The 20,644-nt window shown below is 68.6% G+C and carries 12 protein-coding genes; 6 read left to right on the top strand and 6 right to left on the bottom strand.

The features are described 5' to 3' along the window. Positions 1-209: 209 nt before the first annotated feature. Positions 210-2,444 (bottom strand): M3 family metallopeptidase, encoded by a 2,235-nt coding sequence (locus ACFQZQ_RS03625; protein WP_386811303.1) that lies wholly within the window; start codon positions 2,442-2,444, stop codon positions 210-212. A 329-nt stretch (positions 2,445-2,773) separates the two neighbouring features. On the opposite strand from ACFQZQ_RS03625, the gene ACFQZQ_RS03620 reads away from it, so the two are divergent. From ACFQZQ_RS03620 to ACFQZQ_RS03600, 5 genes are all read left to right on the top strand, one after another. Next, complete coding sequence (locus tag ACFQZQ_RS03620; protein ID WP_386811302.1) at positions 2,774-3,214, top strand: CBS domain-containing protein; 441 nt, start codon at positions 2,774-2,776, stop codon at positions 3,212-3,214. A gap of 218 nt (positions 3,215-3,432) precedes the next feature. Next, a complete protein-coding gene (locus ACFQZQ_RS03615) occupies positions 3,433-5,475 on the top strand; it encodes an amidohydrolase family protein (protein ID WP_386811301.1) in 2,043 nt (680 codons plus the stop codon). Positions 5,476-5,960: 485 nt separating this feature from the next. Then, a complete protein-coding gene (locus ACFQZQ_RS03610; protein ID WP_386811300.1) occupies positions 5,961-8,297 on the top strand; it encodes a TonB-dependent receptor in 2,337 nt (778 codons plus the stop codon). 446 nt (positions 8,298-8,743) lie between these two features. Further along, positions 8,744-9,226, top strand: a complete 483-nt coding sequence (locus ACFQZQ_RS03605) for a glutathione peroxidase (protein ID WP_386811299.1) — start codon at positions 8,744-8,746, stop codon at positions 9,224-9,226. Between the two features lie 157 nt (positions 9,227-9,383). Further along, a complete protein-coding gene (locus ACFQZQ_RS03600; RefSeq protein WP_386811298.1) occupies positions 9,384-12,377 on the top strand; it encodes a bifunctional diguanylate cyclase/phosphodiesterase in 2,994 nt (997 codons plus the stop codon). Between the two features lie 121 nt (positions 12,378-12,498). On the opposite strand, the gene ACFQZQ_RS03595 is transcribed toward ACFQZQ_RS03600, so the two are convergent. Beyond that, positions 12,499-13,332: a DUF429 domain-containing protein gene (locus ACFQZQ_RS03595; protein ID WP_386811297.1), complete on the bottom strand. Its 834-nt coding sequence runs from the start codon at positions 13,330-13,332 to the stop codon at positions 12,499-12,501. A gap of 267 nt (positions 13,333-13,599) precedes the next feature. On the opposite strand from ACFQZQ_RS03595, the gene ACFQZQ_RS03590 reads away from it, so the two are divergent. Continuing rightward, positions 13,600-14,379: a hypothetical protein gene (locus ACFQZQ_RS03590; RefSeq protein WP_386811296.1), complete on the top strand. Its 780-nt coding sequence runs from the start codon at positions 13,600-13,602 to the stop codon at positions 14,377-14,379. A gap of 130 nt (positions 14,380-14,509) precedes the next feature. Here ACFQZQ_RS03590 and ACFQZQ_RS03585 read toward each other — a convergent pair whose 3' ends face one another. Genes ACFQZQ_RS03585 through lexA form a run of 4 tightly spaced genes read right to left on the bottom strand, consistent with a single transcriptional unit; the run spans position 14,510 to position 20,559 of the window. After that, positions 14,510-17,701: an error-prone DNA polymerase gene (locus tag ACFQZQ_RS03585; RefSeq protein ID WP_386811651.1), complete on the bottom strand. Its 3,192-nt coding sequence runs from the start codon at positions 17,699-17,701 to the stop codon at positions 14,510-14,512. Between the two features lie 41 nt (positions 17,702-17,742). Continuing rightward, positions 17,743-19,191, bottom strand: a complete 1,449-nt coding sequence (locus ACFQZQ_RS03580) for a Y-family DNA polymerase (protein WP_386811295.1) — start codon at positions 19,189-19,191, stop codon at positions 17,743-17,745. 21 nt (positions 19,192-19,212) lie between these two features. Further along, a complete protein-coding gene (gene imuA, locus ACFQZQ_RS03575; protein ID WP_386811294.1) occupies positions 19,213-19,923 on the bottom strand; it encodes a translesion DNA synthesis-associated protein ImuA in 711 nt (236 codons plus the stop codon). 3 nt (positions 19,924-19,926) lie between these two features. After that, positions 19,927-20,559, bottom strand: coding sequence for a transcriptional repressor LexA (lexA, locus tag ACFQZQ_RS03570; protein ID WP_386811293.1), 633 nt, complete (start codon positions 20,557-20,559; stop codon positions 19,927-19,929). Positions 20,560-20,644: the final 85 nt, after the last annotated feature.

The following is a 20,644-nucleotide window of genomic DNA, read 5'->3' as shown; positions in this document are numbered from 1 at the left end:
CGCAACGGCGTGAGCTGATGGCTTGCTCGACCGTTTGTCCGCATCGCTCTGCCGAGCCCTCACCGCAGCCCTCTCCCAAAGGGAGAGGGGGCCGAAGCGCCAAAGCGTCAGCTACGCCCGCATGGTGGTGCAAAAAAAAACCGCCCGGATCACTCCGGGCGGTTTGGTTTTCCTCGACACCAGCCTCGCGGCCGGTGTCGGTATCGCGCTTACTTGGTACCGGCAGCCGGTGCGGCCGCGTCCGGGGCCTTGCTGTCGTCGGCCACGGTCGGCACCAGGCCCCGCTTCTCGAGCAGCGGCTCGATCTTCGGGGCGTGGCCGGCGAAGTCGCCGAACAGCTTCAGCGCGTCCTGGCTGCCGCCCTGCGACAGCAGGGTGGCGCGGAAGTGGTCGCCGTTCTCGCGCGTGAGGCCGCCATGGCCCTTGATCCACTGCACGGTGTTGGCGTCGAGCACTTCCGACCAGATGTAGGCGTAATAACCGGCCGAGTAGCCACCCATGATGTGGCTGAAGTACGGGGTCTTGTAGCGCGGCGGCACCGCCGCGTAGTCGACGCCGGCCTTCTTCAGCGCGGCCGCCTCGAACGCCATCACGCCGGCCGCGTCGGGCAGCTGTTCGGCGCTGGCCTGGTGCCACTGCTGGTCGAGCATCGCCGCACCCAGGTACTCGGTGGTCGCGAAGCCCTGGTTGAACTTGGCGCTGGCCAGCACCTTGTCGAGCAGTTCCTTCGGCATCGGCGCGCCGGTCTGGTAGTGCTTGGCGTAGTTCGCCAGCACCGACGGCCAGTCTGCCCACATCTCGTTGACCTGCGAGGGGTACTCGACGAAGTCACGCGGCACGCTGGTGCCGGAGAAGTACGGGTACTTCACGTCCGAGAACATGCCGTGCAGCGCATGGCCGAACTCGTGGAACATCGTGGTGACCTCGTCCCAGGTCAGCAGGGTCGGCTTGCCGGCCGAGGGCTTGGGGATGTTGAGGTGGTTGGCGACCACCGGCAGCGTGCCGAACAGCTTGTTCTGGTCGACGTAAGAGTTCATCCACGCGCCACCGCGCTTGGACTCGCGCGCGTACATGTCGGCGACGAAGATCGCCAGCTGGCTGCCGTCCTCGTTGAACACGTCGTACACGGTGACGTCGGGGTGGTAGACCGGCAGGTCGGTGCGCTGCTTGAACTTCAGGCCGTACAGCTGGCCGGCGGCGTAGAACACGCCGTTCTCGAGCACGTTCTTCATCTCGAAGTACGGCTTGAGCTGCGACTCGTCGAAGTTGTATTTGTCGGCGCGGACCTTCTCGGTGTAATACGCCCAGTCCCACGGCTCGAGCTTGAAGCTGGGCTGCTTCTTGGCGGCCTGTTCCTTGTCGATCATCGCCTGCAGGTCGGCGGCTTCGCGTTTGGCATTCGCCACCGCGGCCGGGGCCAGTTGGGCGAGCATCGCGTTGACGGCTTCCGGGGTCTTGGCGGTCTCGTCCTCGAGCACGTACGCGGCGTGGCTCGGGTACCCCATCATCTTGGCGCGCTCGGCCCGCAGCTTGGTGACCTTGGCGACGATCGCGGTGTTGTCGAACTCGTTGCCGCGCGCGCCGCGCGCGACCGAGGCCTTGTGCAGCTTCTCACGCAGCGCGCGGTTCTCCAGCTGCGCCTCGGCCGGCTGGCCGGTGGTGTTGAGCAGGGCGATGACGTACTTGCCCTCGAGCTTGCGCGCCTTGGCCGCTTCGGCCGCGGCGGCGATCTGCTCGTCGGACAGGCCGGCCAGTTCGGCGCGGCTGTCGACTACGATCGCCGAGGCGTTGACCTCCGCCAGCACGTTCTGGCTGAACTTGGTGGCCAGCGTCGCCAGCTCGGCGTTCATCGCCTTGAGCTTGGTCTTGTCGGCATCGGACAGGTTGGCGCCGGAACGCACGAACTGGGTGTGGTAACGCTCGACCAGGCGCACGCCCTCGGCGTCGAGGCCGAGCTTGGCGCGCTGGTCGTACAACGCCTTGACGCGTGCGTACAGCTTCGGGTTCAGCGAGATCGCGTCGCTGTGCGCGGACAGCTTGGCGGCGTAGTCGGCCTGGATCTTCTCGCGCGCGTCGTTGGTGTCGGCGCCGACCAGGTTGAAGAACACCGAAGCGGCCCGGCTCAGCGTGCGGCCGGACTTCTCCAGCGGAACGATGGTGTTGTCGAAGGTCGGCTTCGCCTTGTTGTTGGCGATCGCGTCGATTTCCTTGAGCTGCTCGGCCATGCCGCGGTCGAACGCGGGGGCGAAGTGCGCGTCGGTGATCTTGTCGAACGGCGGGTACTGCAGCGGCAGCGTGCTCTGGGTGTAGAACGGGTTGGCTGCGTTCACGGCGGCTGCATCGGCTTTGGAATCGGCGGTCTTGGTTTCGGCGGACTGGGCAAGGGCGGGCGTTGCGGTGGCGGCAATGGCCACGGCGAGCGCCAGCGCGAGGGGATGCTTCATGGGGACGGACCTCGTCGGAGTTGGGGCTGGAGGGAAAACCAGGAAGGAGGATCAGGTAAGGCCAGCCCGCAGGGCGAACATCGCGGCCAGAATCCCGAGCCTAACCCAAGGCCGGTTTGACCGGCCCGTGACGAAAGCCATGGGGCCATACCGGTTACCCCGGGTTGGGGCGCCATACGGCGGCGGTTCACCCGCCGCCGTCCACCGACGCCCCGCGGCGGTTCACCTGCCGCCGTCCATCGAGGAACGCCGCGGTTCACGCGCCACCGACCCGGGCCGGGGCAGGGTGGCGGTTCCCCCAATGGCCGTATCCGGCACAGGAGCCCCCGATGTCAGCTGGCAACCTCGACGTGAAGAGCGTGATGACCGCCAACCCGGCCTATTGCGCCCCGCAGACCCCGCTGCGCGAAGTGGCGCAGATGATGATCGACAACGACTGCGGCCAGATTCCGGTGGTCGATGCCAACCAAGCGCCGATCGGCGTGGTCACCGACCGCGACATCGCCGTGCGCGTCGTCGCCCAGGGCCGCGATCCGTCGACCGTGACCGCACAGGACTGCATGAGCTCGCCGGTGACCACGGTCAACGCCGACAGCAGCCTGGCCGACTGCTGCAACACGATGGAGAATAAGCAGGTCCGGCGGGTGCCGGTGGTGGCCGCCGACGGCAGCCTGTGCGGGATCGTCTCGCTGGCCGACGTGGCCCTGAGCGGCCGCGACCAGAAGACGGCCGACGTGGTGAAAGAGGTGTCGGAGCCGACCCGGGGCTGACGCGCGCGGGTCACCCCCGCGATCGAATGCAGGAACGAACCACAGGTCCCTCGCTGCACCCGGAATGACACCCTTGTCGTTGCCGGCGCAGCGGGGGATCTGCTTTTGTGCCGTCCCGAGCCGTCCCGAGCCGTCCCGTCGCCCCCGCGGCCCGTGTCCCTCTAAGATGCCGACACGGCGCTGTCCCGGCCGTCCCTTCCCTGTCTAGGAATGTCCGCATGAACCGTGCCTTGGGTCTGTGTTTGCTGGCCGCGCTCGCCGCGCCGGCCTGGTCGGCCGAAACCATCCGCTACGTGGCCCTGGTCGATGGCGGCAAGCAGGCCGGCCACCAGGTGGTCAGCCATGGCGACGACGGCGTGACCCGGGTCGACTTCATCTTCAAGGACAACGGCCGCGGACCGGAGTTGAAGGAGCAGTACACGCTGGCGGCGGACGGCACCTTCAAGACCTACCAGGTCAAGGGCACGTCGACCTTCGGCGCGGCGATCGACGAAACGTTCTCGCTCGACGCCGGACAGGCGCGCTGGAAGTCGACCTCCGACCACGGCCAGCAGGCGGTCGCCGGCACCGGGCTGTACTCGCCATTGGGCGGCACGCCGGCCGGGTTCTCGGTCGCGCTGGGCGCGTTGACCCAGCGCAGCGACGGCAAGCTGCCGCTGATCCCGAGCGGCACCCTGAGCATGCGCAAGCTCGGCGAAGCCCAGGTCGCGAACGGCCGCGACAAGCGCACCGTGCAACTGGTCGCGCTGACCGGCATCGGCCTGACCCCGACCTTCGCCTGGGCCACCACCGACAAGTCGCCGCGGCTGTTCGCGTTCATCTACCCGGGTTACCTGCAGCTGATCGAGGACGGCTGGCAGGCCAATGCCGATGCGCTCGAAACCCGGCAGAAGCAGGCCGAGGGCGAGGCGCTGGTGGCGCTGCAACAGCGCCTCGCGCATCCGCTCAAGGGCAGCACCCTGATCCGCAACGCGCGCGTGTTCGACAGCGAGCGCGCGACGCTGGGCGAGGCCAGCGACGTGCTGGTGCGCGACGGCCGCATCGTCTCGGTCACAGGTCGCGGCTCGACCGCGCCGCAGATGCAAACGACCGACCACACCATCGACGCCAACGGCCGCGTGCTGCTGCCGGGCCTGTTCGACATGCACGGCCACGTCGGCCGCTGGGACGGCGGCCTCAACCTCGCCGCCGGCGTCACCACCGTGCGCGACATGGGCAACGACAACGCCACCCTGCAGCAGATCCTCGCCGAGGAGCGCGCCGGCACGCTGATGTCGCCGGCGATCGTGCCGGCGGGCTTCATCGAGGGCGAAAGCAAGATGTCGGCGCGCAATGGCTTCGTCATCAAGGACCTGGCGCAGGCCAAGCAGGCGGTCGACTGGTACGCCGCGCACGGCTACCCACAGGTCAAGATCTACAACTCGTTCCCCAAGGAACACCTGCGCGCGACCGCCGCCTACGCGCACCAGAAAGGCCTGCGCGTCAGCGGCCACGTGCCGGCCTTCATGCGCGCGCAGGACGTGCTCGAGCAGGGCTTTGACGAGATCCAGCACATCAACCAGCTGCTGCTGAATTTCTTCGTCGATGAGAAGACCGACACCCGCACGCTGGCGCGCTTCTACCTGGTCGCCGACAAGACCGACGGCCTCGACCTGGACAGCCAGCCGGTGCGCGACTTCATCGCGCAGCTGGCCAGGCAGCAGACCGTGATCGACCCGACCCTGGCCACGTTCGAATTCCTGCACCAGCGCGACGGCGAGATGTCGCCGATCGTCGCCGACGTCGCCGACCACCTGCCGCCGGACATCCAGCGCGGCCGCCGCGCCGCCGAGATGAACATCCCCGACGACGCGACCGCGGCGAAGTACAACCGCTCCTACGCCAAGCTGGTCGACTTCGTCGGCCGTGCGTACAAGGCCGGCGTGCCGCTGGTGGCCGGCACCGACGAGATGGTCGGCTTCACCCTGCAGCGCGAACTCGAGCTCTACGTGCAGGCCGGCCTGACCCCGGCGCAGGCGCTGCAGGTGGCGACCTGGAACGGCGCCAAGTACTCGCGCACGCTGGCCGACCGCGGCTCGATCAGCCCCGGCAAGCGCGCCGACCTGGTGCTGGTCGACGGCGACCCGACCACTAACATCAGCGACATCCGCAAGGTCGCGCTGGTGCTCAAGGGCGACACCGCCTACTACCCGAGCGAGATCCACGACGCCCTGGGCATCAAGCCCTTCGCCGAGCCGGTGAAGGCGGTCAGCCGCCGCTGAGCGCGGTCGTCGACCGCATCGATGGGGTCGCGGACTGCATCGACGGGGTCGTGGACCCCATCCAATGGGGTCGCGGACTGCATCGATGGGGTCGTGGACCCCATCCAATGGGGTCGCGGACTGCATCGATGGGGTCGTGGACCCCATCCAACGGGGTCGCGGACTGCATCGACGGGGTCGTGGACCCCACCCAATGGGGTCGCGGACTGCATCGATGGGGTCGTGGACCCCATCCGCGGGGTCGGGAACTGCCTCGACGGGGTGGCGGACCGCATCGACGTTCGGGTGCCGCGGGCGCCCGTCGAGTCCGGGCTCGATTAACACTGCTGTAACATCCCCCGGGCCAATCAGCCGCCGTGGCGCGGAATGTCCGCGTCGGGGCCGTCAAGGGACGGCCCGAGTCTTGATCGCCGAGCCACCGATGGGTGCGCCGGCTTCCTCGAACCGGCGTGCCGCTCAGCGGGCGCCCCGTCTGTGAGACGACCATGCAGCCTGCCCGCACGCTTCCCCGCCACGCCCTGTCCCTCGCCATCGCCCTGGTCCTGCCAGCAATGCTCTTGCCGGCGCACGCGCTCGCCCAGGACACCGCCGCGGCCCAGCCCGCACCCGTCGAGGCTGCACCGGCCACCGCAACCACCGACGCCACCACCCTCGACACCGTGCAGGTCACCGCGCAGCGCAAGGTCGAGAACATCCAGGACGTGCCGGTGTCGGTGAGCACGGTCAGCGGCGAGAAGCTCGACGCGCTCGCGTCCGGCGGTACCGACGTGCGCTTCCTCTCCGGCCGCGTCCCCAGCCTCAACATCGAGTCGTCGTTCGGGCGCGCGTTCCCGCGCTTCTACATCCGCGGCTACGGCAACACCGACTTCCGCCTCAACACCTCGCAGCCGGTGTCGCTGGTCTATGACGACGTCGTGCAGGAGAACCCGATCCTGAAGGGCTTCCCGGTGTTCGACGTCGGCCAGGTCGAAGTGCTGCGCGGCCCGCAGGGTTCGCTGTTCGGCCGCAACAGCCCGGCCGGCGTGGTCAAGTTCGAATCGGTGCGCCCGTCGCAGGATTTCGGCGGCTACGGCAAGGTCGGCGTCGGCAGCGACAACATGTGGAACCTCGAGGGTGCGGTCGGCGGCGCATTGACCGAGAACTGGTCGGCGCGCGCGTCCGCGCTGTTCCAGCGCCGCGACGACTGGGTCACCAACACCTACCCGGGCCCGAACGACGGCTTCGAGGGCTACGACGAGTCCGCCGGCCGCGTGCAGTTCCTCTATGAGGGCGATGGCTTCGAGGCGCTGCTCAACGCGCATGCGCGCCACCTCAACGGCACCGCGCGCCTGTTCCGCGCCAACATCATCCGGCCGGGCAGCAACGAGCTGGTCGCCGGCTTCGACGAGAACCGGGTGTCGCTCGACGGCCTGAGCGCCGCCAACCTCGACAGCCAGGGTGCCAGCGCGCGCCTGCGCTGGGACTTCGGCCAGTACAAGCTGCACTCGATCACCGGCTACGAGTCGGTCGACGTCAACAGCCGCGGCGACATCGACGGCGGCTTCGGCGCGGCGTTCCTCGGCCCGGGCAATTCCGGCCCGGGCGTGATCCCGTTCGCGTCCGAGACCGCCGACGCGATCCCCGAGCATTCGCAGTGGACGCAGGAATTCCGCCTCGAGTCCGACAGCGGCACCGCGTTCGACTGGCAGGCCGGCCTGTTCCTGTTCCAGGAAGACTACGACGTCGAGAGCTTCAGCTACGACTCGCTCAACAACAACGCCCAGGACGGCTACCAGCGCATCAACCAGACCAACGACTCGTGGGCGGTGTTCGCCGCCGCGCAGTGGCAGGTCGCGCCGGCGTTCGAGTTGCGCGCCGGCCTGCGCTACACCGTCGACGAGAAGGAGCTGACGGTCGAGGAGTACAGCAACAGCGGCTTCGTGCCGTGCGTGCTGCTGGGCAAGTGCACGCTGGCGCAGCTGGCGGCGCAGGAACCCGATGGCGACCTGTCGGCTTCACCCGAGGACAAGAAGCTCAGCTGGGACCTGTCGGGCACCTACAAGCTCAACGATGACGTGAACCTCTACGCGCGCGTCGCCACCGGCTACCGCGGCAGCAGCATCCAGAGCGCGGGCGCGTTCAACGCCAAGTCGGTCGCCGCTCCCGAGACCTCGACCTCGATCGAGGCGGGCATCAAGGCCGATTTCTGGGAAAACCGCGCGCGCCTCAACGCCGGCGTCTTCTACTACGAGGTCGAGGACCAGCAGCTGACCGCGGTGGGCGGCATCGGCAACGCCAACATCCTGCTCAACGCCGAGAAGACCGTCGGCCAGGGCTTCGAGATGGACTTCCAGGCCTACCTGACCGACAGCCTTCTGGTCACGCTGGGCAGCAGCTACAACGACACCGAAATCCAGGACGCCGACCTCGAGGTCGCGCCGTGCGGCGGCGGTTGCACGCCCACCGACCCGGTCGGTCCGCGGGGCGGGCGCCTGATCGATGGCAACCCGCTGCCGCAGTCGCCGAAGTGGACCCACAACGCGACCGCACGCTGGGGCATGCCGGTCGGCGAGGGCGGCGAGTTCTACGTCTTCACCGACTGGGCCTACCGCAGCCAGGTCAACTTCTTCCTGTACGAGTCGCTGGAGTTCACCGGCAAGTCGCTGCTCGAAGGCGGCCTGCGCGTGGGCTACAACTGGGACAACGGCAGGTACGACGTCGCCGCGTTCGCGCGCAACATCACCGACGAGGTGCAGGTCACCGGCGGCATCGACTTCAACAACCTGACCGGCTTCATCAACGAGCCGCGCACGGTCGGCGTGGAGTTCAAGGCGTCGTTCTAAGCGCTGTGCGCGTTGGGTGACGGCGCCACAGACTCCCCTCCCTGGCAGGGAGGGGTTGGGGGAGAGTCGAGCCCCATGCCGCCAAGGTGATGCTGCGCGAAAATCTCCCCCAGCCCCTCTTTGATAAAGAGGGGGGCTAACAGCGGGCTACGTCATTGACTCCCCTCCCTGGCAGGGAGGGGTTGGGGGAGAGTCGAGCCCCACGCCGCGAACGTGCGGGCTCGCGCAAATCTCCCCCAGCCCCTCTTTGACAAAGAGGGGAGCTAACAGCGGGCTGCGTCATTGACTCCCCTCCCTGGCAGGGAGGGGTTGGAGGAGAGTCGAGCCCCACGCCGCGAACGTGCGGGCTCGCGCAAATCTCCCCCAGCCCCTCTTTGGTAAAGAGGGGTGCCAGAGCGAGCCGGACCCGCGCGCTATCCTGAAGTCCGGCCCCCGAGGACACCGACATGACCACCGCATTCGATTTCACCGCCACCGACATCGACGGCCAGGCGCGCGCGTTGAGCGAGTTCCAGGGCAAGGTGCTGCTGGTCGTCAACGTCGCCTCGCAGTGCGGCTTCACCCCGCAGTACAGCGGGCTGGAGAAGCTGTGGCGCGACTACGCCGCGCGCGGCTTCGCGGTGCTGGGCTTCCCCTGCGACCAGTTCGGCCACCAGGAACCGGGCGACGAGGCGCAGATCAAGAACTTCTGCTCGCTCAGCTACGACGTCAGCTTCCCGTTGTTCGCCAAGGTCGACGTCAACGGCAACGACGCGCATCCGCTGTGGAAGTGGTTGAAGGACGAGAAGGGCGGCTTCCTCGGCATCGACGCGATCAAGTGGAACTTCAGCAAGTTCCTGGTCGGCCGCGACGGCCGCGTGCTCAAGCGCTACGCGCCCACCGACAAGCCCGAGTCGATCGCCGCCGACATCGAGGCCGCGCTGGCGTAAGCGCCGGTTCGATCCGGCCGCGGTGCGTGGCTCGCGCTGCGCATTCACGGACCGTTGCCGCGGGCCGGAAGCCGCGATTGACCGGAGTTGGCACGAATTCGCGCACGAGCGTCGCTTGATTGGTGCCCGTGCCGCGGGGCTAGACTGGCCGTCTCCTATGGCCAGGTGCATCCAGGATATGGGCGAGCGCAGCGAGTTCGGTGCCGGTATCGGCGCGCAGCCGGAGACGGACTTCGTGTCGGCGCTGTTCGCGCCCGGGTCGCTCGGCGAGATCGCCGCACTGGTGGCGCGCGAGGCGCAGCAGCGGTTCGGCTGCCGCGCGGTGCGGCTGGTCTGGAGCGTGGCCGCCGCCGCCGGGGAGCCGCGCTCGCGCTGCCACTGGCCTGCCGCGCCGCTGAGCCGGGCCGAAGCGGCGATGGTGGAGGCGGCGCTGGCCCGACCCGAGGCACCGATCGCCGAGCGCGCGCAGGCGGGCTGGTGGCAGATCGCCCACGTGCTGGGCACGCGCCGCGCCGACGCTTCGGTGGTGCTGATCGCCGATTGGCCGCAGGCCGAGCGCGTGCCCGAGGCGGCGCCGGGGGACTGGCGCGAGTTCCGCACGCTGGTCGCGGCGCGCTTCGCCAGCGCGGTGGAGCTGGCCGACCAGCGCCGCGCGATCGAGCACCTGGACAAGACCGCGCGCCTGCAAAGTGCGCTGTACGAGATCGCCGACCTGGCCAGCAGCGAGCTGGAGATGCCCGAGATGCTGCGCCGCGTGCATGCGGTGGTCGGCGAGTTGATGTACGCGCGCAACTTCTTCATCGCGCTGTACGACGCGCAGCGCGACGCCGTGCGCTTCAGCTATTTCGCCGACGAGAAGGCCGCGGCCGTCGACCCGGACGAGGAGTTCCCGGCGCAGCGGATCCGCGACAGCCTCACCCTGGCGGTGATCCGCCACGGCCGCCCGGCGATGGGGCCGTCGTCGCGGCTGCGCGCGGAGCTCGGGCTGGACGCCGACCCGGAGCTGTATGGCCCCGAGAGCGTCGACTGGCTTGGCGTGCCGATGGTTTCCGGCAGCGAGGTGCGCGGCGCCGTGGTCGTGCAGAGCTATGACCGGCCCGGGCGCTACAACGAGGAAGACCGCGCGCTGCTGGCCTTTGTCGCGCAGCACATCCTCACCGCGCTGGTGCGGCGGCAGGCGCGCGGCGAGCTGGAACGGCGCGTGGAGGAACGCACCCACGCGCTGACCGTGGAAGTGGGCGAACGCAAGCGCGGCGAGAAGCTGCAGGCCGCGTTGTACGCCATCGCCGACCTGGCCAGTTCCCAGCTGGACATGGGCGAGATGCTGCGCCGCATCCACGCGGTGGTCGACGAGCTGATGTACGCGCGCAACTTCTTCATCGTGTTGCACAACGTACAGCGCGACACCCTGCGCTTCATCTACTTCGCCGACGAACGCGACCCCGGCATCGTCGACCCGGACGCCGAGATCCCCGCCGAGCAGATGCGCAACTCGGTCACCCTGGCGGTGATCCGCCAGGGCCGCTCCGCGATGGGGCCGATGCCGCAGGTGCTGGAGCTGGTCGGGGTGCCGACCGAGCGCAGCATGGGCTCGGCCGCGGAGGACTGGCTGGGGGTGCCGATGATCGCCGACGGCGAGGTGCAAGGCGCGGTGGTGGTGCAAAGCTACGACCGCTCGGTGCACTACAGCGAGGAGGATCGCGCGCTGCTGGCCTACGTGGCCCAGCACATCCTGACCGCGCTGGCCCGCAAGCAGGCGCAGGCCGAACTCGAGCGCCGCGTCGAGGATCGCACCCGCGAGCTGCGCGACCAGATCGGCGAGCGCGAGCGCGCCGAGCAGCGGCTGATGTACGAGACCCTGCACGACTCGCTGACCGGGCTGCCCAACCGCAATTTCCTGTACGACGCGCTCGAACGGCTGCTGGCGCGCATGCGCCGCGATCCCGCGCAGCACTTCGCGGTGCTGTTCCTGGACCTGGACCGGTTCAAGGTGATCAACGACAGCGTCGGGCACCTGATCGGCGACCGGATCCTCAAGGAAGCCGGTGCCCGGCTGGCCACCTGCGTGCGCGCGCCCGACGTGGTCGCGCGCCTGGGCGGCGACGAATTCGCGTTGCTGCTCGAGGACACCCACGGCCCGGAGGACGCGGTGCACGTGGCGCAGCGCGTGATCGACGCGCTCAGCGAGCCGATCCGCATCGACGGCAAGGAGTTGTTCTCCTCGGCCAGCGTTGGGATCGCGCTCAGCCACGAGCGCTACACCAGCGCCGAACAGCTGCTGCGCGACGCCGACGTGGCGATGTACCGCGCCAAGGCGCACGGCCGTCAGCGTTTCGAGATCTTCGACGAGCGCCTGCACTTCGAGGCGCTGCGCCTGCTCGACCTGGAAAGCGACCTGCGCCGCGCGATCCAGCGTTCCGAGTTCGAGCCGCACTTCCAGCCGATCGTGCGCCTGCGCGACCGCCACGTGCTCGGCTACGAGGCCCTGCTGCGCTGGCGCCACCCGCAGCGCGGCCTGCTGCTGCCCGGCGACTTCCTCGCCGTGGCCGAGGAGAACGGCAGCGTCGAGCAGATCGACTGGCAGATGTTCGACAAGACCTGCGCGCAGGTGCGCAGCCTCGGCATGAACCGCGGCTACGTCTGCCTGAATGTCTCGCCGCGGCATTTCCGCTCGCCGGCGCTGGCCCAGCAGATCCTCGACCTGCTCGCGTCCCACCGGCTGGCCCCGCACCGGGTGCGGCTGGAGATGACCGAGGGCGCGCTGCTCGACAACCCCGACCAGGTGCTCGCCACGCTCGACGTCCTGCGCGACGCCGGGGTGCTGGTGGCGCTGGACGATTTCGGCACCGGCTATTCCTCGCTCAGCTACCTGCACCGCTTTCCGCTGCACACGCTGAAGATCGACCGCTCGTTCATCAGCGCCCTGGAACTGGGCAGCGATGGCGGCGGCAGCAGCGGCAGCGCCGCGGTGGTGCGCGCGGTGCTGGCGCTGGCGCGCACTCTGCACATGGAGGTGGTGGCCGAGGGCATCGAGACCAGCGAGCAGTGCGACTACCTGCGCGAGATCGGCTGCAAGCGCGGGCAGGGGTTCCTGTTCTCGCGGGCGCGGCCGGCGTCGGAGTGGGGCGCGGCCCAGCCGCGGTTGCACTGAGGTGGCGGCGAGGGCGGGGCCGATCCGATAGTGCACGTTGGCCGACGAGTCGGTGCGATGCCGCATCTGTGTTCAACCCGAAGCGCTATCGCAAGAAGCTTAGAGCTGGCGGAAGTTTTCCTTACGACATTGCCTTGTCAGGTATCCGGCCACGTATGACATCGGTTGGGCACCATATGGCTGCATCATGATTGCCTAGAGGCGTGGTCCTGCCAAGCAGATGCTCAGTGCCTGCCCACGCGCACACGAGTGCATCAAGTGCATCTTCATACCGCTTCAGCGAGGAGAAATGGCTGGTAGCTGTTGGAAGATCAAAGCCTAGCGATCCGAGCGATATTTCTAACGCATCGTGGATGGCTGAGAGTTCGGTCAGCAATTTCCGGATACGAGTAGGTGCATCTTCGGCTGGCCAGTACTTCCTCGTTTTCGATACTTTGTAGCGAACGCGTTTCTCACTCGGTAGAAGAGACAAGAGTGCTGGGTGCGGGTACACCTCGATGAACGACCGCTGGGGCGAAAGCATCGAGGAGGTTGCGAGGGAAAGGCCGGCGTCAGCTAGCTGCTGGGTCAGTTCCCGCCCTAGCTGGCCAGGTCGAGTCGCAGTCGGACTATGGGTTGCGCACAAGCGCGCACCGAACTCCTTCGAGACTTCATTATCAGCAGGTCGTCGAGTTTCGAAAGCCGATCGCGCGAGAGGCATGTCGACGGCAACAAGATCGACGGGTGCACCTGCCAGGCTTTCTGCGGCTTCTAACAGACCTTGCACGTCCGGCACCGACCCCCGTCGCGTTTTTTCTCCCCACTTGACCGCCGTTCCCTCTGCGATGGCGATAAATTCCTCGTAGCTTGGGGCGACTGCTCCACATGACCAGCCCGCGTCGTGCTCGACAACTAATGCCACGCCGCTCGGTTGAGTGGTGCTCCATGCCGCATCAATGCCAAGTACAGAACGCATTTTCGCTCCTCGGCGTTTTTTCTAGTCAGCGCACGGTAGGGGCTAAGGCAGATTCATACAAACCGTTGTCGGACGATGCCCGAAGCATCGGGCCCATCTCGGCTCAGGTGCCAAGGCCTTTCAGGCTCGATCCAATCAGTACCGCCGCTCCAGAATCTAACTCCTTCTCTCAGGCAACTGACTCAGTCCATGAGACGCAAGTCAGGAAGATGACTTCAGTGCTTCATTGGGGAACTGAGCATGTGCGGATTTTGTACCAAAACTGCAGTGATCGCCGACCTTCTGGAAGCCCTGAAAGGTGGCGTCTTGGGAGCTCACGATCCTTTCCTATATGCGATCCATCTGCAGGAAGGGTCCGACTGGCGAAGAGATCTCGCATCACTGGGCAGCCGCTGCGACATCCGAGGGTCACTGGTTGCATTGTGCCGACAGTGGTCGATGCGCTTGGCGGGAATGAACCCAATGCCACTTGGGGAGGTTCTCGCCACTGACGCCTTCGCAGATCTTGAAGGATGGCTCGCCACATTGGATTACCCGCCAGAGTGGCAGTGGGTACTACGCATAGATGGACCTGTACCGCATCCCCTGCCGATCGATCTGGCGAAAGCGACGTTGGACGCCTACATCAACGAAAGCATGCAGCCATCGCTTGCCAACGGTTTTGTTTGGGATCACAAGATGCTGATGGAGCGTTTCTTGAGTGTGTCGATCGCCTTTGATGTTGTGACTCTGTGCGCGGCGGATGATGCGCGCCTGAAGTCATTGGCTACCATTTCCCCGAGTCAGACGCCTTTCTTTGACGGGCTCGATCTTTGGCTCCAGCGCAGAGCCTTGCATGCCTGCGTGGCTCGCTCGGGTGTAAATTCTATCCAGGAGCACTTGAACGAGCTTCGAGTTGAAGCAATTCTTTCCGTAGTCATGGGCGATCTGTTGACCCGAGTTGATCTGTTGGAACTCAGAGCTTCGTGTAAGGGTCGACCCCATGATTCATCGTACTTGGGGGTTGGTGAGCTCTTGGAGGCACTTGAAATCAAGGCCATCGGCTGACGGGAGGGCCTAGCCAGTCGCCCCATGACAGCATGTAAGTTGGCGCTGTTCGTGTGTGGCATGGATCATGTGAATCCGCCGCCGATAGCGGGCGCGGTTGATGCTCGCGGTATCGAATTGAAGGAAAGGCTTAGTGGAAGTCGCGTGAGCTCGTCGCCAGCCCCGACAGCAGCGGCGTCAGGTCATCCAGCCGGCTCGCGATCAGGTGCCGGCTGCCTTGCTCGGCCTGCAGGCGGCCTTCGACGGCGAGCAGGCGCGATTCCAGCAGCGGGCGGCGCTGGCGTTCGGCCAGTTCGTTCCAGACCACCACGTTGACCAGGCCGTGCTCGTCTTCGAGCGTCATGAAGGTGACGCCGCTGGCGGTGCCGGGGCGCTGGCGCAGGATCACCAGCCCGGCGAAGCGGGTGTGGCGGCCGTTGGGCAGTTGCGCCAGTTCGGCCGAGCTGCGGCAGCGGCGTTGTTGCAGCTGGCGGCGCACCAGCGCGAGCGGGTGCTGGCCGAGGGTGAGGCCGGTGCTGGCGTAGTCGGCGTGGGTGTTCTCGAACGCGCTGGGCGGCGGGATCGCGATGCGCGGTTCCGCGGCCGCGCGTACGTCGACCACGCCGGCCGTGGCGAACAGTGGCAGCTGCCGTTCGGTGCCGGCGGTGCTCCAGCGTGCGCGGTGGCGGTGGCCGGCCAGGCCGCGCAGCGCCGCGGCTTCGGCGAGGAGGTCGAGTGCGCCGCGATCGAGGTCGGCGCGGAACGCGAGGTCGTCGAGGTCGGCGAACGGCGCGCACGCACGCGCCGCAACGATCCGCTGCGCCGCGTCCTCGCGCAGTCCATTCACCAGCCGCATCCCTAACCGCAAGGCCGGTTGCCGCTGCGGATCGTCGGGCCACGCTTCCAGCGTGCAATCCCACTCGCTGTAGCGCACGTCGACCGGGCGCACGTCGATGTGGTGGCGACGCGCGTCGGCGACCAGTTGCGGCGGCTGGTAGAAGCCCATCGGCAATGAATTCAGCAGCGCGCAGGTGAACGCGGCCGGTTCGTGGCACTTGATCCAGCAGCTGGCGTAGGTGAGCAGGGCGAAGCTGGCCGCGTGCGATTCGGGGAAGCCGTAATCGCCGAAACCCTTGATCTGCTCGAAGATGCGTTCGGCGAACTCGCGCGGGTAGCCGTTCTTGGCCATGCCCTTGAACAGTTTCTCGCGGTGGCCTTCGAGTCCGCCGCGGCGTTTCCACGCGGCCATGTCGCGGCGCAGCTGGTCGGCTTCGCCGGGCGTGTAGTCGCCGGCGACCATCGCCAGGCGCATCACCTGTTCCTGGAACAGCGGCACGCCGAGGGTGCGGTCCAGCACCGGGCGCAACGCCTCGGACGGGTACTCGACCTTCTCCAGTCCCTGCCGCCGACGCAGGTAGGGATGCACCATGCCGCCCTGGATCGGCCCGGGGCGCACGATCGCAACCTCGATCACCAGGTCGTAGAAGGTCTCCGGCCGCAGCCGCGGCAGCATCGCCATCTGCGCGCGCGACTCGATCTGGAACACGCCGACCACGTCGCCGCGCTGGATCATCTGGTAGGTCTGCTTGTCCTCGGCTGGAATCGTGGCCAGCGCGTAGTCTTGGCCGCGATGGCGGCGCAGCAGGTCGAGCGCCTTGCGGATGCAGGTCAGCATACCCAGCGCGAGCACGTCGACCTTGAGCAGGCCCAGTTCCTCCAGGTCGTCCTTGTCCCACTGGATGATGGTGCGGTCGGGCATCGCCGCGTTCTCGACCGGCACCAGCGTGTGCAGCGGCGCCTCCGAGATCACGAAGCCGCCGACGTGCTGCGACAGGTGGCGCGGCTTGCCGAGCAGCTCGCCGACCAGCACCCGCAGCCGGCGCACCACCGGGTTGTCGGGATCGAAGCCGTGCTCGCGCAGGCGCTCTTCGGCGGGCACGTCGCTGCTCCACACGCTAACGCTGCGGCTGAGCTGGGCCAGCTGGTCCTCGGGCAGGCCGAGCGCGCGCGCGACGTCGCGCACCGCGCTGCGGGTGCGGTAGCGGATCACCGTGGCGGCCAGCGCGGCGCGCTCGCGGCCGTAGCGGCGGTAGATGTACTGGATGACTTCCTCGCGCCGCTCGTGTTCGAAGTCGACGTCGATGTCGGGCGGCTCGTCGCGTTCCTTCGACAGGAAGCGCTCGAACAGCAGGCCCATGCGCGCCGGGTCGATCGCGGTGACACCCAGCGTGAAGCACACCACCGAATTGGCCGCCGAGCCGCGGCCCTGGCAGAGGATCCCCTGCGAGCGCGCGTAACGGACCACGTCGTGCACGGTCAGGAAGAACGCCTCGTAACCCTTGTAGGCGATCAGCGCGAGTTCCTTCTCGATCAGCTCGCGCGCGTTCGCGTCTTCACCATCGGGCCAGCGTTCGCGCACGCCGTCTTCCACCAGTTGCCGCAGCCACGTGGTCGGCGTATGGCCGGCGGGCACCAGTTCGTGCGGGTAGTGGTAGTCGAGCTTGCGCAGCGAGAACGTGCAGCGCCGCGCGATGCGCAGGGTTTCGTCGAGCAGCTGGCGCGGGTAGATCGCGGCCAGGGCGGGGCGGGTGCGCAGGTGGCGCTCGCCGTTGGGGAACAGCAAGGCGCCGGCGTCGGCGACCGTGGTGCGGTGGCGGATCGCGGTGATGGTGTCGTGCAGCGCGCGGCGGCCGCGCGCGTGCATGTGCACGTCGCCGCTGGCGACCGCCGGCAGGGCGAGCGCGTCGGCGAGCGCGAGCAATTCCCGCAGCCGGCGCGCATCGTCGGCGCCACGGTGCAGTTCGACCGCCAGCCACAGGCGGCCGTCGAAGCGCTGCTTCAGCCACGCGCCGTCGGCGTAGGACAGCCGCGCATCGGGCAGCCACAGCACCAGCAGCCCGGGCAGGCCGTCGGCGATATCGTCGCGGGTGAGCTGGTATTCGCCCTTGCCCGAGCGGCGACGGCCGCGGGTCAGCAACTGGCACAGGGTGGAATAGCCTTGCTGCGATTCGACCAGCAGCACGAGTTTCAGCGCGTCGCCGGCGCCGTCAGCGGACATGCGGGCGTCGAGTGGGTTGCCGTGGAGCGTGACCTCGCTGCCGACGATCAAGGGCACGCCGGTTTTTTCCGAGGCCTCTAGTGCGCGCACGATCCCAGCCAACGAGGCTTCGTCGGTGATCGCCAGCGCGCGGTAGCCGTTGCGCTGGGCGCGTTCGAACAATTCAGTCGCGCTCGACGCGCCGCGGCCGAAGCTGAAGTCGGAGAGGCAGTGCAGCTCGGCATAGCCTCCCTCGCTGCAGGAAAGGGATTGGGGTTCATGCGACTGCGATGGCGACGCGTCCACGCCGACCAGCCGCAATGCCGCCGCAGCGGTGCGAACCGGCTTCACGCAAACCACCCATGCAGCATCAGCGACTGCGCCACGTGGGCGCCGTGCTCGCCGGCCGGGCAGAACGCCCACGCGCGCTGGCCCTGGCGGGTTTCGACCAGGTAGTAGTCGCGGCGCACATCGAAGCCGTCCCACCAGCCGCTTTCGACGCGCTCGGGGCCGGCGAGCAGGCGCGCCGCGCCATCGCGCAGCGGCAGCGGCCGCGGCAGCAGCCAGGTCGGGCGCGGCGCGGCTTCGACCGCATCGTTGGCGTGCGCGGGCTTGGCCGGCAGCGCCATCGGCACGCGCCGCCAGGCCTTTTCCGGACGGTGGTCGTCGGCCGTGGCCAGCGCATACACCGCGTCGTCGCCCAGGCGCGCACGCAGGCGTTCGCGCAGGCTGTCCCACGGCACCGATTGCGCGGGGCGCGGGTCGAACAGCTCGCGTTCGGCCGGCACGAACGGCGGCAGCTGCTCGGCCACCAGCCGCATCGCGCGGGTCGCGGCCGGCGTGCGCGCCTGTTCCAGCCGGCTGCGCGCCAGCTCGAACAGCAACGCCGGGTTGCGTTCGGCGGCGAGCAGGCCGACCACGACTTCGGTATCGGCATGGCGCTCGTGTTCGAGATGGATCACGAAACGCTGCACGCCGCCGTCGCGGCCGGCCAGGTACGCGCCCAGGTCGCCGAGCAGGCGGCGCAGCGGGAACAGCAGCGCCTGCGAACTTTCGACCTCGTAACCCAGCTCGATGCGCAGGTCGAAGCGGTCGGGCGGCAGGTAGTGCGCGAACGGATCCGGGGCCGTGCCGCGCAGGCGGTCGAGGTGCTCGAGCAGGCCGGTGCCGAAGCGCTGCGCCAGCGACGCGCGCGGCGCGGCGAACAACTGCCCGAGCCGGCGCAGGCCCATCGCGTGCAGCGCGTGCGCGGTCTTGCGTTCCAGCCGCGCCTGCGCGACCGGGATCCGCGCCAGCGCGTTGCCCAGCGCCGCCGGATTGGTCAGCGCCAGGCCGTCGTGCGGGCCCGCGAGTACCCAGGCCGCGCGCGCGTTCGGCGCGACCGCGATGCGGTGGGCGAAACCCAATTCCCGCAGGTCCTCGCGCAGCGCGCGTTCGAAGCGCGGCCACGGCCCGAACAGGGTGAGGCTGGCGCCGATCTCCAGCACCACGGCATCGCGGAAAGTGATCGCCACCTGCGAGCTGTAGCGGTACGCCCACGCGGCGAGGAACTGGTGCCAGCGCGCGACCTCGGCCTCGTCGTATTCGGCGGTGGCGAACTGCGCGAGCAGGGCGTGCGCCGCCGCCAGCGGCTGGCCCGCATGCAGGCCGGCGCGCGCAGCAGCGGGATTGACCGCAGCCAGCACGCGCTTGTTCGCCGGCCCGGTGACCAGCGCCAGCGGCTGCTCAGGCTGGGGATGGCGGCGCAGGACGCCGTCGAGCGCGAGTTGCGGTAGCGCGATGCAGGCCCAGAGCATGGTGGTTCTCCGCTGCCTGCATCACTGCAGGGCGGTGGCCGGCGGCGCGGTGGCACGCGCAAACGACGCAGGCACAACCGAAGCCGCAGGCACGTGTTCAAACGGGGCAGGTTCGAACGGGACAGGTTCAAACGGGATCGGCCGCACCGGCGCCAGCCCGCCGCGGCACTTGAGCACGCGCAGTTGCGATGGCGCCGCATCGACCGCGATCCGCAACGCCGCCGGCGAGGGGTTGCGGGCCTCGCGCAGGTCGCGGAAGGCGAAGCCGAGCGTCTGCCCGGTTTCGGCCGCGACCTGCAGTCGGCGCAAGGCGCGGTCGTCGGCCTGGCGCGGCCAGTTGAGCACCGCCGCCACGCAACCGCCGCGCAGGCATTGCTCGGTCGCCCACAGCGCGTCGCGCGGCGCGGCATCGACCAGGTGCACGCGGCTGAAATCGACCCCGGCCTGCTGCCAGCCCGCGGGGTAGGGCAGGTAGGGCGGGGCGACCAACACGATTTCCTGCCGCGCCCGGGTCAGCCGCGCGAGCGTCGGCAGTAGCAGGCGCAACTCGCCGATGCCGTCGGCCGCCAGCAGCAGTTCGGTCAGCGCCGCCTCCGGCCAGCCGCCGCTGGGCAGCGCCGCGTCGAGCGCGGCATGGCCGCTGGGCTGTGCCGAGGCCGGTCGGGCCACCGGCTGGCCGCGCCAGACCCGGCCATCGGCGCACAACGCATCGAGCGCGACAACCTGGCCCACCGCTCAGCCCTCGCGGACCAGGCCGCAGTACAGGCCCTCGATCGCGAAGTCCTGGCCGGGCTGGATCTCGATCGGCGCGTAGTCGGGGTTGCGCGGCAGCAGCGCGATGCGTTCGCCGTCGAGCCGGAGCCGCTTGATCGTGATCTCGTCATCGATGCGCGCGACCACCACCTGGCCGTCGCGCGCCTGCGAGGCGCGCTGCACTGCGACCAGGTCGCCGTCGAGGATGCCGTCGTCGCGCATCGAATCGCCGCGCACGCGCAGCAGGTAGTCCGGGGTCAGCGAGAACAGCGAGCGGTCGAGTTGCAGGTGGCGTTCGATGCCGTCCGGGTCAGCGCCGATCGGCGGACCGGCGGCGACCCGGCCGAGCACCGGCAGCGCCAGCGACGCCTCGCGGCCGCGCGCATCGCGGCGCGACGTCGACCCGGCCAGGCGGATCCCGCGCGCCTTGCCCGGCAGCAGCGTGAGGTAACCCTTGGCCTCGAGCGCCTGCAGGTGCTTCTGCGCCGCGCGGGTCTGGCGGAAGCCGAACGCGCGCGCGATCTCGGCCCAGGTGGGCGGCAGGCCGTCGGTCTCGATCCGGCTGCGGACGAAGTCGAGGATGGCCAGTTGGCGGTCAGTGAGGTCGGCGGGCATGGTGCTTATATTAGTACCTGTCGGGTCGCACGGCACCCCGGGCAGGGCCATTGGGCCTGCCGCCGGTCGCAAAGGCTGCGACGGG

This window comes from Lysobacter koreensis, from assembly GCF_042677045.1.
In the GTDB taxonomy this organism is placed as follows: domain Bacteria; phylum Pseudomonadota; class Gammaproteobacteria; order Xanthomonadales; family Xanthomonadaceae; genus Lysobacter_K; species Lysobacter_K koreensis.
This window is presented reverse-complemented; position numbering and strand designations above follow the sequence as displayed.

What these genes read in the sequence shown, in the direction of transcription:
- ACFQZQ_RS03595 (WP_386811297.1), bottom strand. Translation starts at nt 13,332, where the DNA reads ATGCGTTCTGTACTTGGCATTGATGCGGCATGGAGCACCACTCAACCG.
- lexA (WP_386811293.1), bottom strand. Translation starts at nt 20,559, where the DNA reads ATGCCCGCCGACCTCACTGACCGCCAACTGGCCATCCTCGACTTCGTC.
- ACFQZQ_RS03625 (WP_386811303.1), bottom strand. Translation starts at nt 2,444, where the DNA reads ATGAAGCATCCCCTCGCGCTGGCGCTCGCCGTGGCCATTGCCGCCACC.
- ACFQZQ_RS03580 (WP_386811295.1), bottom strand. Translation starts at nt 19,191, where the DNA reads ATGCTCTGGGCCTGCATCGCGCTACCGCAACTCGCGCTCGACGGCGTC.
- ACFQZQ_RS03600 (WP_386811298.1), top strand. Translation starts at nt 9,384, where the DNA reads ATGGCCAGGTGCATCCAGGATATGGGCGAGCGCAGCGAGTTCGGTGCC.
- ACFQZQ_RS03610 (WP_386811300.1), top strand. Translation starts at nt 5,961, where the DNA reads ATGCAGCCTGCCCGCACGCTTCCCCGCCACGCCCTGTCCCTCGCCATC.
- ACFQZQ_RS03615 (WP_386811301.1), top strand. Translation starts at nt 3,433, where the DNA reads ATGAACCGTGCCTTGGGTCTGTGTTTGCTGGCCGCGCTCGCCGCGCCG.
- ACFQZQ_RS03605 (WP_386811299.1), top strand. Translation starts at nt 8,744, where the DNA reads ATGACCACCGCATTCGATTTCACCGCCACCGACATCGACGGCCAGGCG.
- ACFQZQ_RS03620 (WP_386811302.1), top strand. Translation starts at nt 2,774, where the DNA reads ATGTCAGCTGGCAACCTCGACGTGAAGAGCGTGATGACCGCCAACCCG.